We start from the raw sequence: 15,855 nt of genomic DNA, 5'->3' as shown, positions 1-15,855 counted from the left end.
AAAATGATAGAAATAAACAGAAACTTTTTTAATTCTGGTTTTCCTTGTTTTGAAAAGATAATACTACTCCTCCTTCTAAATAGTTATTCACCCATTTTAGATTCTATAGAAAAATTTGTCGATAGGTCGATATGTTGGTAGAATATATATTTCCGTATGATTGAAAGTTTGTAAAATAGGAATAATTGTAATTTAAGTTTTTTCCCTGTTAGATAGCAAGCTTATTAGAATAGGGGCAACAAGCTATACTGGAAAAAATTGCACGTTTAAGCATTTTTAAACTTACCATGCAATTTTTCTTGATTTTAATGATAAAAATGAAGTGCAAAAATTTGATTTTTATTGTATCCAATAAGCTATTTTGCTTTTTGTCAGTGAAAAAATAGTTGTTCATTTTTGTCTTGTGAAGATGGAAGAACTATACTGGCATTAGTGCAGAAACGAAACTTATGATTAGGCTTGAAAAAATCTGTTTCATTAATTTGGAGGTAAGATTAGATGAATATGAAATTTGATCCAAATAATGCCGTTATTAAACTTTGTATGCGTGGGATGAGTCTGGAAGATAGCGGAAGCATTGAAGAGGCAATTACGATGTTTCATAAAGCATGGCACGAAACAACGGATGACTATGAAAGATTCCTTGCAGCGTATCATTTAGCACGTCTGCAAAAAGAGATTGCAGATAAATTGAAATGGATGGAAGCCTCTTTAAAGTATGCCCAGGAAATAAATGATGAAAATGTTAAAAGTGCATACGCGACGTTATACCTAAATATTGCCCAATGTTATGAGGAATTAGGTGATTCTGATAACGCAAAAAGAAATTTTGAATTGTTAAATTCTTATAAGAGTACACCTTCTGATGAAGGGCCATTCTATCACGGGACAAAGGCAGATTTGCAAGCCGGCGATTTACTGACAGCGGGTGGAAATTCAAATTACGAACCTGAGCTTAAAATGAACCACATTTATTTTACTGCTAACGCCAATGGCGCAGGACTTGCAGCAGCATTAGCAAAAGGAGAAGGAAGAGAGCGCGTTTATATCATTGAACCAACAGGTGAATTTGAAAACGACCCAAATGTTACTGATAAAAAATTTCCTGGAAACTTAACACGTTCTTACCGCTCGAAATCTCCTTTAAAAATCGTTGGTGAAGAAATAGAGTGGGCGAAACTAACAACTGCAGATCGACGTAAATGGCACAAAAATTTAGCGGAAAACAAAGGAGACATTATTAACTGAAGAATGTATTCCTAATGACTGGAGTAGTTCCTATTGCAAGTTTGTCTGCGGTCTTACACATAAAATGAAGGCACTCTACTTTGTAATTACTTAGCGTGCCTTTATATTTCCAGGTGTATATATTTCACCATGTAATCATACAGAATGTAGGTTACATGGTGAAGTAGTATGCGTAACCAGTGATTATTGTTAGGCTGCCGGGCAGTCTTACAGAATACAATGGAACAATTCCAGACTGGTGAAAGAAAATATTGAGGAAGAAATCAACAACCTCAAACAGCAACCAGGAGAAGATATGGTCATCCTCGGAAGTCCCAGGTTTGCACACCACCTTATGCAGCTTAATTTAATAGATGAGTATAAAATTACGGTTTCCCCCGTCCTGATTGGCAGCGGATTGCCGTTATTCGATGGCATCCAGGAGAAGGTCAATCTTAAGCTGATAGAAAACAAGTCCTTTGATTCTGAAGCCTGAGGTCTTGTTTATCAGACGGTAAGATAACCTTGTCATATAAAGACGGTTAAGGAATAATAGCTCAATAAGAGGCTGGGACAAACCCAGTAAATAACAAAAGACGTGGTGCTTACACAAAAGTGTGAGTCCCACGTCTTTTATTATTTTAATCAATCAAGTTATTTTGCATATAACGTAATAGACATCAATGGTAATTACTTATCTATACCCTTAAAACACAATATTAAAGAGCTGTACCTTTTGGAGGAATAAACAATTGGGACATGTCAGCACCCTCTAATTCAAGCAATTTTACTTTTGTGGCAAGCCCGCCGGCATAACCTGTCAAGCTGCCATTCGTACCTACAACTCTATGACAAGGAATAATAATAGAGATGGGATTATGACCAACAGCGCCGCCTACTGCTTGGCTTGACATGGTTTTCTTGTTCATTTTAGCTGCTGCCTTTTTGGCAATTTCACCATAGGTGATTACCTCGCCATATGGTATTTCACATAAAATATCCCATACGATTTGTCGAAATTCTCCGCCGATAGGAGATAGCGGCAATTCGGAAATGGCAGGATTCTTCCCCATAAAATATTGATCCAGCAATTTTTTTGCTGCTTCAAATACAGGGATATCATCTTTGAGGATCATTTCTGCGGAAATACTAGCACCGTAATATTTCTGTCCTTCATTCCATAGACCAATGATAGTATTACCGTCACACGCCAGTGTAATTGCACCCACAGGTGATGTATAAGTTGTTTTATAATACATTTGAATCCCTCTATTCCGTTTTATAACATAATCGTAGCATAACTGTGCCAAGGCCGTCATGCTTCCGACATCACAAAAATATAAAAAGAATTTACCAGGCAAGCAGTCAAAAGGAAAAGTCATATGCATAGCATGCTTCAGCACGTTATTAATCTATTGAACAGGACATTTACAAATATATTCCGTTATGATAATATGTCAGATGTACCAATCATCCTACAAATTTTTTGGAGGCAAAGAAATGATTCTCAAAACCAATCGCAAATCGCTTGTAGAGCAGGTTGCTGAACAGATAGAGCAATTAATTGAACAGAAGCATTGGAAGGTGGGGGACAAGCTTCCGCCGGAAATGGAATTAATAGAAGAATTCGATGTCAGCCGTAATACATTAAGAGAAGCAGTACGGGCATTAGTACATGCTGGGTTATTAGAGACAAAACAAGGAAGCGGAACAATCGTACGTTCGACAAGTGCGCTTGATGCCGCCTTGAAACGCCATGTCAAAAAATCAACCATGCTGGAGACATTGGAAGTACGATTAGCCTTGGAAAAACAAGCGGCCCAGATGGCAGCTGAACGCAGAACCGAATCAGATTTAATAGATTTGGAAGTCTGTATTAACAACTGCAAAGAGGCTTCTGCAAAGAAAGATTTAGAACAGTTTATTTCTTCGGATATCCAGTTTCACAAAACAGTTGTAGCAGCTTCCAATAATCAGCTGCTGATTGATTTATATGAAAATATGACAGAGGTATTATTTTCTTTTGTACAGGATTTTATGACTATCGAACCCCTTTTTCCATTTGAACAGGGAATTCATCTGGAGCTTTTTAAAGCGATACAGAAACAGAACAAGGAATCTGCAGCAGCCTATGTAGAGAATGATATGGAAGTATTAAAAGAAAGCATCATAAAGATATTGAAAGAATAGAGGATTAAGATGACGAAACAAGCAGGAACATTAACAGATCAAAACAGCACAAAAGCCAGATGGTTATTGCTTATCGGCGTTATTTTGGTTGGAGCAAACTTAAGAGTGCCTATTACCTCCGTTGGAGCATTGATTACCTTTATTCGTGAGGATCTTGGCATCAGCAATGCCTCAGCTGGAATGATAACAACGTTGCCTTTGATTGCATTTGCATTGCTTTCTCCGTTTGCTCCAAGAATAGCGAATAAAATAGGGATGGAATGGACAATTGCCTTATCGTTAGTATTACTTATCACAGGCATGATCGTACGGTCCATTGCGGGAATAGGATATCTATTTACAGGTACCATTTTCGTAGGATTGGCTATTGCAATTGGAAATGTTTTAATTCCAGGTATTATCAAAATGAGTTTTCCTTTAAAAATAGGAATCATGACCGGTGTATATGCTGTTTTTATGAATATATTCGGTGCCTTGGGCTCTGGTCTCAGCGTCCCGATTTCTTCTGTTGGCAATATGGGCTGGCAGGGAGCATTGAACATTTGGGGAATAATTACAATTATCGCATTACTCATTTGGTTACCGCAGCTTCGCAAACATCCGGATGAATCACCTAAAGCAAATGTGGAAAAAGACAAGAAAACCAATTTATGGCGTTCATCAATTGCCTGGAGTGTGACCTTATTTATGGGAGGGCAATCTCTTGCATTTTATACATTGATTACCTGGATGCCAGACATTTTGAGAACGGTTGGTTATAACGCAGGCGGAGCAGGATGGATGGTCTTCCTGATGCAGGTTGCGCTTATTCCTACTACTTTTGTTATTCCGGTTATAGCCGAAAAAATGAGCAATCAGATTGGTTTAGCTGTTGGAACAGCCGTATTGTTCATTATTGGATTTACCGGCTTGATGTCTGGAAGTATGGCACTTGTCCCTGTTTGGGCAATATTGCTTGGAATTGCAGGCGGCAGCGGCTTCAGTCTCTCCATGATGTTCTTTACAATCCGGACTAAAGACGGGAAAGAAGCAGCCGAACTTTCTGGTATGGCACAATCCTTTGGTTATCTTTTAGCTGCGGTTGGTCCAGTACTTGTCGGTGTCTTGCATGATAGAAGTAATGGATGGATCATGCCGCTTATTTTCTTAATCATCATTTCTGTGGTCATATTAGCAGCAGGTATTGTATCTGGCAAGGAAGGAACCATATCAGATCAATCTAATAAACAGATATCGAAGGAATGGATAGAAGAGGTTTAATGAAACGGTAAGAAGCCCTCGCCTGTACAGGGGGGGTTCTATATATTAGCAGTTGCTATGAGATCAGCATAGCAGTTGCTTTTTTATGTTGTGAATCACTTATTTTCCAAGTGAATAAAATGATTTAAAAAGGGCTCATTCAATCCAATAAGAAAAAAGAAGATTATAAATCTGTATACTACTCTTTAACAGATGCCGGGACTGAATTAGCTTATATGCATCATCATCTTCACCAAAAAGTAATAGAGCGTTATGAGGAACTGCTTCATAAATTTGATGGAGCGGAGCTAACTACTATTATACGCTTTATGTCTGAATGGACCGACCAAATAAAAAACACGGATATGCTGGAATAAGAGTATATTCGTTTGGAATAAATACTATTTTTTAACAGAAGGATGGATTATAATTGAAAATAAATAAAAAATATGAGCATATTACTTTTACTGTTTTGATGGGGCTTGGTATCTCATGCATAATATCATTTGTTCTTGTCTCCATAAATATAGGCTACAATAGCTCGTTTTTGGGGAGTTGGCTGACAATGTGGCTGCAGGCTTTTATTTGTGCAGTTCCATGTGCGTATTATTTCCCAAAAGCTATAAGGAAGTTAATGAAAATTTTTAACTTTGTAGAAAAGGAAACGTCCTACAAATAACATTTTATATAAATATTTTTAAAAGATGAGGAGATGGCAGATGACAAATGACAAAAGAATATAATAAAGTAGTCCTGGCGAGAAAAGCCAAGATACTAGAACTGAGTCCTTACTTGGAAAACGGACAGTATACTTTTGAAAAAGATCTTAGAACTGTTTATAATACTGCAAAAACCAGCCACCCTATGGTTAATAATCTTAAAAATTCAAAAGAAGAGGGTCCTCCTTCACTGGAAATGGAGGATTATGGACGTAAGTATTTTAATGGAAGTATTTTATGGTTTTGTATTAATGGCGATATCAGAACTTTTTCAGATGATGAAATACTTATTTTTTGCACCAACCAAGAAAGCTATCAAAGAAAAATAGCAAACTACACGTATTTTTCATCTTTCTTTCGTATTCCTGCGTTACTCAAGCAAGATGCTAAGCACAATATGGTGACGGAAGTATTCATTCATTTTGAAAATCAAACAGAGAACGATGAAGCGTTCATTTTAAAAACAATATATGATGATTATCACAGTTATTTCAATTACCTAATACTTCATTCAAAGGTTGACTATCAAACGTTGAATAGCTTATTCGATACAAGTTCAAATGTGGTTCATATTCAGCAATTTGAAAAAATAGTAGAAAAAGTTGCCCCGGAATTGCTTTCCCTGAAGCTGCCGTTTATCGACCTGCATGGCGATTTGTGGTCTGATAATATTCTTTTAAACGATGAGGCAGGGGAGAAGACCCTATGGTATATCGACTGGGAGACTGCGGATAAATATGTTTTCTTCTACGATTTCTTCAAATTTATTTGGAATGAATTAGATGTCCATGATAATTATTCCTATTATAAGAGGTATATTGCTGGGGAATTTGATGAAGGCCTGACCCGCCTGTTTGCTATTTTTCATCTGAAGTTTCAGCCCAAATATAGGCAATCTTATTTTTGTCTCTTTTTCCTAAATAGTATTCTAAATGATACAGACAATATTGCGTTTAAATTTAAACTTGAGGAAATAAATGACTTTAAGCGTAAGGTTTTTCCGTTAATGATTTAATGAGGTTCCCAATACTTTATAATGTAGTAAAACGAATTGAGCGTATTATTTAGGAATAGGCAACTTGAAATAATATCGTTTTCTACAAAAAGTCCTGCTGATAAAATTTTAGCAGGATTTTTTGTGTTTCCCTTTTTCTTAGAAAAGATTTGACGCTTACATCGATTTGCTCTTATAAAATTTTTCGTATCTTAATTGTGTTGAATAAAATTGAAATGAAAGCCTGCTTATATAATAAAAATTGTTAATTGCAAACATTTAACCCTGCTTATTCAAATAATTAAGTAAAAAAACTTGAAATTGACGTTACGTCATTTTGTATAATGAACATAGTAAAAATAAAACAAGGGGTTGGCTATACTTGATTTCGATTAAAGAAGTAACAAAACAAACGGGGGTTACGGTCAGAACAATGCGCTATTATGATCAGATAGGTCTTCTTCACCCCGCTGGTAAAACAGAGGGAGGCCATAGATTATATGGAGAGAAAGAAATGAAGAAACTGCAGGAAATCCAGTTTTTAAAGACAATAGGGTTCAGTCTGCAAGAAATAAGTGAAATGATAGCTGACGAGAATCATGATTGGTTCACTGGTCTAAAGAAGCAATTGGGCTATGTTTCAAAGGAAAAAGAGAGATTAGCACAAATTGAAGGGACATTACGTGGATTAATAAATGAAATAATGCTGAATGGCAATATTGATTTGTTTAGTGTGCAGAAGCTCATCCAATTATATCAACAAAATATGGATAAAAGAGAAGGGTATTTAAACCAAATATTTAATGAAGAAGAAAGTAAATTACTTCAAAATCTTCCAAATATAAATAGAGACGATCCTGAAACGCTGGAATGGATTGCCTTAATAGCACAATTAAAAAAGCATATGTCAAAAGGAATTTCGGCACCGGAAATACAGCGACTCATAAAACGTATGTATGAAAAAGAACAGGAAACATTTGGGGATAACAAAGAATTTGTAGAAAAGATATGGGACATTAGAAAGTCACCTCAAAAATCGGAGAGCGCCGGGTTTTATCCTATCGATGCGGAAACATTGGATTTTTTTGAGAAGGCATATGAATTTTATGTAAACAAGAAAAGCAATTTTTGAATGAGAAAGTGACAATCCTTGATGAATTTGCAGAAAAGCTGATTATCAATGGAAATTCAGGAGATGTTTCTTTAGAACAGCTTTCAACAAATAACCTGGATATAGAAACGAAAAGTGGGGATGGAATGATCAATATCCCTATTTCATATGATGAATCACAAGATGAAAAAGAAATAAAGGACACTGCAGGTAAAGGAAGTTTTGAGATTGACGTTGAAACAATATCAGGTAACATCACAGCCAGGTAGAACGCAAATGGCATTCGACGAAGGACGAATTTTGCTGGAAACGAATATTATCAAAGAGTTTCATAATATAAATGATTAGATTTGAGGTGTCTTTTTGAATTTTATTGCTTGGATGATCGTTGCTTGTGAAATAGGGTTTTGGATAGTAATTATCTTAGGTTTATTTACAAGATATGTTCTCAAGAAGAATAAACTTGGATTATTTTTCTTAGCTTTAACACCAATAATTGATTTAATTTTATTAATTATTACGGCTGCCGATTTATACCGAGGGGCCACTGCAACAGCTGCACATGCGATTGCGGCAGTTTATATAGGCGTTTCGATTGTATTTGGAAAAAGTATGATTAGATGGGCTGACGAGAGATTTCGCTACTACGTGATAAAAGAAGGTCCAAAACCAATTAAACTGTATGGAATAGAATATTCAAAGCATTATTTAAAGGGGTGGGGGAAACACGTTTTATCTTATTTGATTGGTGCTGGTACTTTGGCAGGAGTCATTTTTTTCATAAATGACTCCTCTCGAACAGAAGCATTGCTTCGGGTTTTACAAATATGGACATTTGTATTAGGTATTGATTTTATTATTTCTATTTCATATTTCGTCTGGCCAAGAAAGAAGGGCGTTTAATTAGTAAGATAGATTTACAATAGGTGTGATAAGCCAATTGTTTGAGGGAAATAAAGACTCCATTATACTCTTCCTGTTATATAAAAATTTATGTTTTTATTTCATCTTAGATGGAGTCTTTTCATCAATTGTCATGAACGATTAGTAATGATTTATACATTTGTAATGGTAAACTAGCGTATGCAACGACGCTAATGATAATCGCTATGAAAGCAGCGACAATTGAAACAAACCATTTTCTCAATGATGGTCATCTCTTTTTGAATGTTGGCTATCAAGCGTCCATTTAGTCAGTTCTTGAAATACCTTAGTATTCAAACAGTATATAATGTGTTGCCACTTTCGCTCTGCCCAGACTAACTGGGCATTTTTTAATAGGTTAAGCTGATTGAAAACGCTCGGCTTTGACATTTCAAAGTGTTCAGCAATGTCACCCGCTGTTAAATCAGTGAAACCATCTATCCGCTTGATCCGCTTCAAGGTATAATTCATTTAGTATGTTAAGAAATTTGTAAGATTTATATACATAAGATTGAAAGATTAAATCATTAATCTGGATATATAGGTTATAGGAGGTACGTTATGGAAGGTGCAAACATATTAGTTGTGGACGATGACAAGGAAATAGCAAATGCACTAGATAAGCTTCTGACGATGGAAGGATTTAAAGTTATGAAGGCTTATAATGGCTTAGAAGCATTGGATGCTTTAGTTCAACATGATATTCAATTAATACTCCTGGACGTTATGATGCCAAAGCTGGATGGTCTTTCAACTACTTTGAAAATTAGAGAGGAAAAAAATATACCAATTATTATCATATCAGCAAAGTCAGAGGACAGTGATAAAATACTGGGGCTATCTATGGGAGCAGATGATTATATAACAAAACCATTTAATCCAGACGAATTGATTGCCAGGGTGAAGAGCCAGTTGAGACGATATATCACTTTAGGGAATATCGGCAATATCACTCACGGTTCTCAAATTGTGGTTGGAGGATTAAATCTAAATAAGGAATCTAAGCAATTATTCGTATATGGCACCCCTATTAGGTTAACGCCTACGGAATACAAAATTTTAGATTTTCTAATGACGAATGCTGGAATGGTTTATTCATCTGAACAAATCTATGAAAAAGTGTGGAAAGAGCCTGCGTATTCTGTTGAAAACACCGTCATGGTCCATGTAAGACGTATCCGCGAAAAAATTGAAATAAATCCTAAAGAACCTAAATATTTAAAGGTGGTGTGGGGTATTGGGTATAAAATTGAAAAACTTTAGCAGAAATACAATTACTAAATTTGCAGTATTTTTGATAACAGCTGCCATGATTTCGATGGCTGTCATCCAAATATTTTATGTGGATTGGAATAGGTATAATATAGAGCCGCTGATGATAGAAACTTATGAAGAAAGCAATACATTTATGAATGAGCTGCAAAATACTTTCAGTGAGATAGATTCGCATTTTAATAAACCTGAAATATTAGAAATAGAGGATTTAAATTATATATATTATATAACAGATGGTAACGAAACACAGACGAACAGAGAAGACTTTAGCCGTGAGGATTTTCTAAACTACAGCAATTATGTCTATGAGTATAATCAGGGCAGAGTCACATCAAATGGAAATGTTTTTGAAAATTTTACGTATTTGTTTAGTGAGGATGTAACCATATATATCGGCTTTCCAGATGAATATATGAAGGAGAAGCAGGAGGAATGGAATAATGCTAATGAAATATTAAGTGCGCAGGTAATAGATTTTGCTTTGTATACCATCGTAGCGTTAGCACTCATTATCTATTTAATCACTGTTACAGGGAGAAAACCAAATAAAGAAACATTACAAACGAATTGGCTGGACTTATTATATAGTGAAATTTTATTAGCACTAGTCGTGTTACCAATCATAGCTTGCTGCATTTATCTATTCGATCTCCACTATTATTACAATTATGTACTTCGAATATCTGCAATTCATAAGTCTTATATGTATTTAATTGGAATAGTAACAGCTATAGCTGCCTTATTATCTGGAGCAGGATTATTAGCACTGGTAAGAAAGATCAAGGATAGAAGGTTTATAAAGGGTTTTCTTTTATATAAAATTGGTTATAAGATAGTAGTCTTCACAGTAGACTTTACAAAAAGTTTTTTTGATGGCAGAAGGTATGTAAAATCTCCGCTAACCAAGAATTTGCATCAAAGGCAGTTAGCTTTCATTATAGCTAGTTTTATTTTAGTATTACTGACTCTTATGTTCATCTTTATAGTATTAATAAGTGGTATACTCATCTTTATCCCTTTAATTTTTATCCCGCCAGTTCTTGAAATTGTGCTTATTTACTGGTATGTGAAATATAATAATAAGACATATGACGAAATAAATAAAGGCTTCAATGAAAGCTTGGAGGAACAGATGAAATCGGAGAGAATGAAAATTGAACTGGTGACCAATGTTTCTCATGATTTGAAGACTCCATTAACGTCCATCATAAGTTATGTAGATTTACTGTCTAAAGAAGAAAACCTTTCAGAAACGGCAAGAGATTATATTAAGGTGCTAAGTGAAAAATCTGACAGATTAAAGAATATCGTTTCAGATTTGTTTGATTTAGCGAAAAGTAACAGTGGAGATATAAATCTGCATTTAGAAACGATTGATATGAAAACACTAATTGAACAAATTTTAGGAGACATTGAGGACGATATAGAAAGAGCAGGAAATAAGATAAAATTGAAGCTTCCTGAGCCATCTATAGAAATCGTTGCAGATAGTAACAGACTTTACAGAGTTATTCAAAATGTACTTGATAATGCACTGAAGTATGCTTTAAATGGAACACGGATATTTATAGAGATGGAAAAGAGAGAGGGCAGGGGAATAGTCACTATAAAAAATACTTCCTCTTATGAAATAGATTTTACAGCAGAAGAGATACTTCAGAGATTTAATAGAGGGGATAAGGCCAGAACGGCTGATGGAAGCGGTCTGGGATTGTCTATTGCAGAAAGCTTTACAAATGTAAGCGGGGGAAGTTTCAAAGTAGATATAGATGGAGATACATTTAAAGTCATTATTAGTTTTCCTTTGGCATCAGAGTAAAAAAATAGTTTTGTTCCAATTCTATAAGAAATTGGAACAAAACTAACCCAGTAATCTTAGTATGTTTTCAGCCCTTGGATTCCTCCGCAAGCTTTTTAATAACCTCTATCGTTTCTTCCCAGTTTTTATCCGAATGCTCATACATCGTTGGCGTAGCAAAGTTGCTATGTTTTAATCTCAGTGTTGTGTGTTTGCTATTGTTACTTAGGTTAAATGTTATGATTGAGTAATTTTCCGGGCTGTCAGGAGTACCTGAAAAGCCGCTCCAGTAATCATAGGAGAAAACGCTCTGCGGCTCATATTCCAGGATATGACCTTTGTCTTCATATTCTGTACCGTCCCATGTGAATGAAAAAGTAATTGAGCAGCCTACATTCCAATCTGTATTCACAGTTACCCCTAACCATTGTTTGATGAAGTCAGGATTAGTAAGTACGTTCCATACTGTTTCGGTTGCTGCCGAAATTTCCCTTTGCTTTTCAATGGATAAATTACGCACACCTTTACACTCCCCTTATCAAATTGGTCATAGCTAATATTGCATCGCGATGTTGAAATATCATTTGTAAGTTGTCATCAATTATAGCATGAAAATAGAGTTGGCAGAGCGAATTATTCTAGTGTATATTGTGTTTTTACAAAAGGAACGATATAGAAATCCATAATTTTTAACACTTCTTTCAAAGATTGTTAAAAGATACGCTAAGTTACAAGTATAAAAAATTCAAGTAAAGGGATTGAAACACTTTCATATCACCTATCGGGCAAATATTAATATTAGAATTGTTGATGGAAGGGTATATAAAAATAGAAACAGCTGCTGAAAATCAATCACTAAAAAATAATCTGAGAAGGAGTGCCCAAATGTCAACAATATATTCTATCAGTGATATTCACGGATGTTATGAAGCTATGCTTGATACTTTGAATTTAGTAGATTTAGAGTCTGATAAGAATAATAAACTTCTTTTTTTAGGAGACTATATAAGTCGAGGAAAGAATAGCTGTAAAGTTCTTTATCATATTAAAAACTTGGAAGAAAAATATCCAGATCAAGTAGTTGTGTTAATTGGAAATCACGAGCAGATGTTTTTAGACTGGTATTGTAATGAGCAGGAATTTTTATGGTTATCACAAGATCAACAATTGGTGACGACAAAAAGTTTTTTTAAAGCAGAACAATGGGATTATGTTTTTAGAGAATTGCTCCATCTGAAACGTTCTACAGTAAGAATGAGCAGTTTTATCAAAGCTGAGATAAAAAAAGAACATCCGGAATTACTGCAATGGCTCTTTTCTAAAAGGAAAGAATTCTATTATGAAACGGAACCCCAAATCTATGTACATGCCGGAGTATATGAGGCCGAACCAGAATTATGGAAGCATGCAACAGAGCCATACGAATTTATATGGAAATACCCGGCGGAAACAGGTTCGTTTTATAAAGACATCATTGCGGGGCACATCTCCACAGTTGAGGTTTCCAATGATAACAGTTATTTAGGTAAGGTATTTTGGGATGGTCAAAGCCACTTCTTTATTGATGGTGAAACGGTAGAAAGTAATATAGTTCCTTTGTTAAAGTTTGATACTTGTACGGGTGGCTATTCGAGCTATGAGAAGCAAATGGATGGTTCCTGGATGGAATATTCAATAACAAAAAGATTGTTTAAAGATTAGTATTATTGCTTACCTATAAAGCTTATTTACATTAGTTTTTATAGGATTATCATTTATTATAGAGGGGGAAATAAGAACAAAACTTAATTTGAAAGGAGAATACCTATATATCTGCATCTATCCATATATAATATGAAAAAAATTAGCTCAAAATAATCCCTGCCAGGCGATAATTTGGCAGAGATTATTTTTCGTTATATGTCAAACCAGTTTTTATTGAAAAAACACTAAAAAGCATACCCCTTACCCCATATAAACACTTTCACACGTTCCAGGAGCCGGTTCATAAAAACAATGATCCATAAATTGACCGGAAAAGGGCTGATCATACCATGTTGGAGGACATGGGGCATATGGATTAAAGTACCAAAGAGCATATTTTGCCGGGTGACTTCTCCAGCTTTCCAACGTCTGCCTTGCTAATTTTCTTTCTGTTTCTCTTGCTCTCTGATAAAACATATTCCCTTTTTGAACAGCTTCGAAAGAGTAATTTCCTCCCTGTACATGAAAAATGACATCATCAACTGTTCTCAAGTCAATAAAATCGCCACAATCTGCTACGACACGGTTAACAATAACATTTCCTACATAAAGCATTCCTTGTTTTCCTTCACCCTCAGCTTCGGCTCTCATCATTCTTGCCATTAAGTCAACGTCTGCCTCTCGGTAAGCTATTCTTCCCATTATCTCACCTCTAAAATATGTTATGACGGAAAACTTGCATTCATGACTTGGGGGCTTGTATTTTTTTAACGTAAATGAACACTTTATAATGTGTCTTGGCATTTTAAACGAATCAAAACAAATCTATTGACCTAAAGTCCACTCTAGGGACTATAATAAATTTCAAAATGGGTATACAACGAATATAGTTTATTCATTTTACCAAAGGAGATGTTCAAATGATTTTAAATGAAAATTATCAGCTGTCCAATGGGATTGAAATTCCTAAATTAGGTCTTGGAACATGGTTTATTGATGATAAAGATGCTGCTCAGGCAGTAGTTGACGCTGTAAAGGCAGGTTATCGCCATATTGATACAGCGCAGGCATATGGAAATGAAAGCGGCATTGGCCAGGGAATAAAAAATTGTGGTCTGAACAGGGAAGATTTATTTATTACGACTAAACTTGCTGCAGAAGTAAAATCTTATGAGGAGGCTGTTTCATCCATTAATCAATCTCTGGAGACACTGGACCTTGACTATATTGATATGATGATCATTCACAGCCCGCAGCCATGGGCGGATTTTGATGAAGAAGAGCGCTTTTTTGAAGGAAACCGGGAAGCTTGGCAGGCTCTTGAAGAAGCCTATCAGGCAGGAAAACTTCGTGCCATTGGTGTATCTAATTTTCAAAAAGAGGATTTGGATAACATTCTAAGTAACTGTACTGTTAAACCAATGGTAAATCAGATTTTAGCGCATATCAGCAATACACCATTTGATCTGATTGCCTATACGCAGGACCAGGGCATTCTTGTTGAAGCTTATTCACCAATTGCTCATGGTGAGTTGTTTAAAAACGAGAAAGTGGCAGCAATTGCTGAAAAATATGATGTTTCGATTCCACAATTGAGTATTCGCTATACGCTGCAGCTGGGCTTACTTCCACTGCCTAAAACAGCTAATCCGGAGCATATGAAAAATAATGCCGGAGTGGACTTCACTATTTCAGATGAGGATATGGAAGCTTTGAAAAATGTTGAGCGCATTAAAGATTATGGTGAAGCAAGCGGCATGCCTGTATTTGGCGGGAAATTAAAATAACAAAATCCCAAAATACCTTATAATAAAACTGCATTTCATGGGAGCTTTGATTTTTTCCTTTGAAATGCAGTTTTTTATGTCTCTTCTAACTTAGTAAAAGCTGATTGTTGAGCCAATAATCACTTGTCATTCATATTTGTTTTGTTACAATTATTGTGGGGTAATACAATCTTAAGCATATAAAAATTAGGAGGAATTTTATTGAAGAAATTCATATTTTTAGTATTAATTTTCTTAATGCTGGCAGCATGTAATAATGTGGAAGAAAATACAGAAATGCAGGAAAAAGAAAGTACAGATATAACAGAAGAAACGGATACAGTGACTTCAGAAGAGGAAGAAGAAAAGCCTACATATCAGATTGGTGAAACAGCTGCAATTACAAGTGATTTATATGAGTTTGACTATGAGGTAACAGTGAATGATTTTCAGTTAACAAGAGAAGTAGATGAAGTACCTATCGAAGACTACCTTATCGGGGCAAGAGAAGAAGACAGGTTTGCGGTTGTTGATGTAACCATAAAAAATATATCGGATGAAGCTTATGTGCCGAATCAAATGTTTTCTGCCAATTTTTCAGCAATAGATGAAAATGGAGGAGATATATCTGATGATGAATTCTTTACAGGGGGAGATGAAGAATTAGCTCCCGGTGAAGAGCTGACCGGACATTTAGTATACTTAACGGATATTAATTACGCGGATACATTTGTATTAAAATATGAATTGATGTCAGATCAGGAAACACATTTCGAACTGCCTAATCCTGAACAATAAGATTTTGGATAATCTAAATTAATCATGTTAAAAATGATTACAGCTGGCGGGAGAGGAATACTCTAAAACAAAATTGCATTCCATGGGAGTAAAGCTATAATTCTCCCGGTGGAATGCAATTTTTATGATAA

Annotated in this window: 17 protein-coding genes and 2 pseudogenes; 15 read left to right on the top strand and 4 right to left on the bottom strand. The window is 35.3% G+C overall.

Annotated elements, in window-relative coordinates:
• Positions 1-498: 498 nt before the first annotated feature.
• The 3 genes and pseudogenes from OSO01_RS24005 to OSO01_RS21650 all read left to right on the top strand — a co-directional run.
• A pseudogene (locus tag OSO01_RS24005) lies at positions 499-828 on the top strand (NAD(+)--rifampin ADP-ribosyltransferase); the annotation flags it as partial.
• Positions 829-834: 6 nt separating this feature from the next.
• Entirely contained in the window at positions 835-1,248 is a 414-nt protein-coding gene (gene arr, locus OSO01_RS23820; protein WP_246145279.1) for an NAD(+)--rifampin ADP-ribosyltransferase, read from the top strand.
• A gap of 211 nt (positions 1,249-1,459) precedes the next feature.
• A pseudogene (locus OSO01_RS21650) lies at positions 1,460-1,723 on the top strand (dihydrofolate reductase family protein); the annotation flags it as partial.
• A 223-nt stretch (positions 1,724-1,946) separates the two neighbouring features.
• On the opposite strand, the gene OSO01_RS21645 reads toward OSO01_RS21650, so the two are convergent.
• Complete coding sequence (locus tag OSO01_RS21645) at positions 1,947-2,486, bottom strand: methylated-DNA--[protein]-cysteine S-methyltransferase (RefSeq protein WP_147212548.1); 540 nt, start codon at positions 2,484-2,486, stop codon at positions 1,947-1,949.
• Positions 2,487-2,727: 241 nt separating this feature from the next.
• Here OSO01_RS21645 and OSO01_RS21640 point away from each other — a divergent pair, with 241 nt between their 5' ends.
• The 7 genes from OSO01_RS21640 (at position 2,728) to OSO01_RS21610 (ending at position 8,383) form a co-directional block, all read left to right on the top strand.
• On the top strand, positions 2,728-3,417 hold the full coding sequence (locus OSO01_RS21640; RefSeq protein ID WP_147212547.1) for a FadR/GntR family transcriptional regulator: 690 nt from the start codon (positions 2,728-2,730) through the stop codon (positions 3,415-3,417).
• A 9-nt stretch (positions 3,418-3,426) separates the two neighbouring features.
• Positions 3,427-4,677, top strand: coding sequence for a CynX/NimT family MFS transporter (locus OSO01_RS21635; RefSeq protein ID WP_147212546.1), 1,251 nt, complete (start codon positions 3,427-3,429; stop codon positions 4,675-4,677).
• Positions 4,678-5,086: 409 nt separating this feature from the next.
• Positions 5,087-5,335 carry a DUF2798 domain-containing protein gene (locus OSO01_RS21630; protein WP_147212545.1) on the top strand — a complete coding sequence of 83 codons (249 nt, stop codon included), beginning with the start codon at positions 5,087-5,089 and terminating at the stop codon, positions 5,333-5,335.
• A 47-nt stretch (positions 5,336-5,382) separates the two neighbouring features.
• On the top strand, positions 5,383-6,390 hold the full coding sequence (locus OSO01_RS21625) for a phosphotransferase (RefSeq protein WP_147212544.1): 1,008 nt from the start codon (positions 5,383-5,385) through the stop codon (positions 6,388-6,390).
• Between the two features lie 361 nt (positions 6,391-6,751).
• Positions 6,752-7,501 carry a MerR family transcriptional regulator gene (locus OSO01_RS21620; protein WP_147212543.1) on the top strand — a complete coding sequence of 250 codons (750 nt, stop codon included), beginning with the start codon at positions 6,752-6,754 and terminating at the stop codon, positions 7,499-7,501.
• Positions 7,498-7,749 carry a DUF4097 family beta strand repeat-containing protein gene (locus tag OSO01_RS21615; RefSeq protein ID WP_147212542.1) on the top strand — a complete coding sequence of 84 codons (252 nt, stop codon included), beginning with the start codon at positions 7,498-7,500 and terminating at the stop codon, positions 7,747-7,749. The genes OSO01_RS21620 and OSO01_RS21615 overlap by 4 nt, the downstream gene beginning before the upstream one ends.
• Before the next feature lie 94 nt (positions 7,750-7,843).
• Positions 7,844-8,383, top strand: coding sequence for a hypothetical protein (locus OSO01_RS21610; RefSeq protein WP_147212541.1), 540 nt, complete (start codon positions 7,844-7,846; stop codon positions 8,381-8,383).
• A 240-nt stretch (positions 8,384-8,623) separates the two neighbouring features.
• Here the strand turns inward: OSO01_RS21610 and OSO01_RS21605 are convergent, their stop codons facing one another.
• Positions 8,624-8,875, bottom strand: coding sequence for an ArsR family transcriptional regulator (locus tag OSO01_RS21605; protein ID WP_147212540.1), 252 nt, complete (start codon positions 8,873-8,875; stop codon positions 8,624-8,626).
• Between the two features lie 90 nt (positions 8,876-8,965).
• Here OSO01_RS21605 and OSO01_RS21600 point away from each other — a divergent pair, with 90 nt between their 5' ends.
• Both OSO01_RS21600 and OSO01_RS21595 read left to right on the top strand, forming a co-directional pair.
• Positions 8,966-9,667: a response regulator transcription factor gene (locus OSO01_RS21600; RefSeq protein WP_147212539.1), complete on the top strand. Its 702-nt coding sequence runs from the start codon at positions 8,966-8,968 to the stop codon at positions 9,665-9,667.
• Complete coding sequence (locus tag OSO01_RS21595; protein ID WP_147212538.1) at positions 9,642-11,498, top strand: sensor histidine kinase; 1,857 nt, start codon at positions 9,642-9,644, stop codon at positions 11,496-11,498. Before OSO01_RS21600 ends, OSO01_RS21595 begins: the two co-directional genes overlap by 26 nt.
• A 67-nt stretch (positions 11,499-11,565) precedes the next feature.
• On the opposite strand, the gene OSO01_RS21590 is transcribed toward OSO01_RS21595, so the two are convergent.
• On the bottom strand, positions 11,566-11,997 hold the full coding sequence (locus tag OSO01_RS21590) for an SRPBCC family protein (protein ID WP_147212537.1): 432 nt from the start codon (positions 11,995-11,997) through the stop codon (positions 11,566-11,568).
• 290 nt (positions 11,998-12,287) lie between these two features.
• On the opposite strand from OSO01_RS21590, the gene OSO01_RS21585 reads away from it, so the two are divergent.
• Positions 12,288-13,178, top strand: coding sequence for a metallophosphoesterase (locus tag OSO01_RS21585; RefSeq protein WP_246145276.1), 891 nt, complete (start codon positions 12,288-12,290; stop codon positions 13,176-13,178).
• Between the two features lie 243 nt (positions 13,179-13,421).
• Here the strand turns inward: OSO01_RS21585 and OSO01_RS21580 are convergent, their stop codons facing one another.
• The gene (locus tag OSO01_RS21580) at positions 13,422-13,862 is read right to left on the bottom strand and encodes a cell wall hydrolase (protein ID WP_147212536.1); all 441 of its coding nucleotides are present in this window, start codon (positions 13,860-13,862) and stop codon (positions 13,422-13,424) included.
• Positions 13,863-14,080: 218 nt separating this feature from the next.
• On the opposite strand from OSO01_RS21580, the gene OSO01_RS21575 reads away from it, so the two are divergent.
• Positions 14,081-14,947 (top strand): aldo/keto reductase, encoded by an 867-nt coding sequence (locus OSO01_RS21575; protein WP_147212535.1) that lies wholly within the window; start codon positions 14,081-14,083, stop codon positions 14,945-14,947.
• Between the two features lie 201 nt (positions 14,948-15,148).
• On the top strand, positions 15,149-15,724 hold the full coding sequence (locus tag OSO01_RS21570; protein WP_147212534.1) for a DUF4352 domain-containing protein: 576 nt from the start codon (positions 15,149-15,151) through the stop codon (positions 15,722-15,724).
• Positions 15,725-15,855 lie beyond the last annotated feature (131 nt).

Source organism: Oceanobacillus sojae, from assembly GCF_007991515.1.
Classification (GTDB): domain Bacteria; phylum Bacillota; class Bacilli; order Bacillales; family Amphibacillaceae; genus Oceanobacillus; species Oceanobacillus sojae.
Note: the sequence above shows the minus strand (reverse complement) of the source record. Positions and strands in the feature narration are given on the sequence as shown.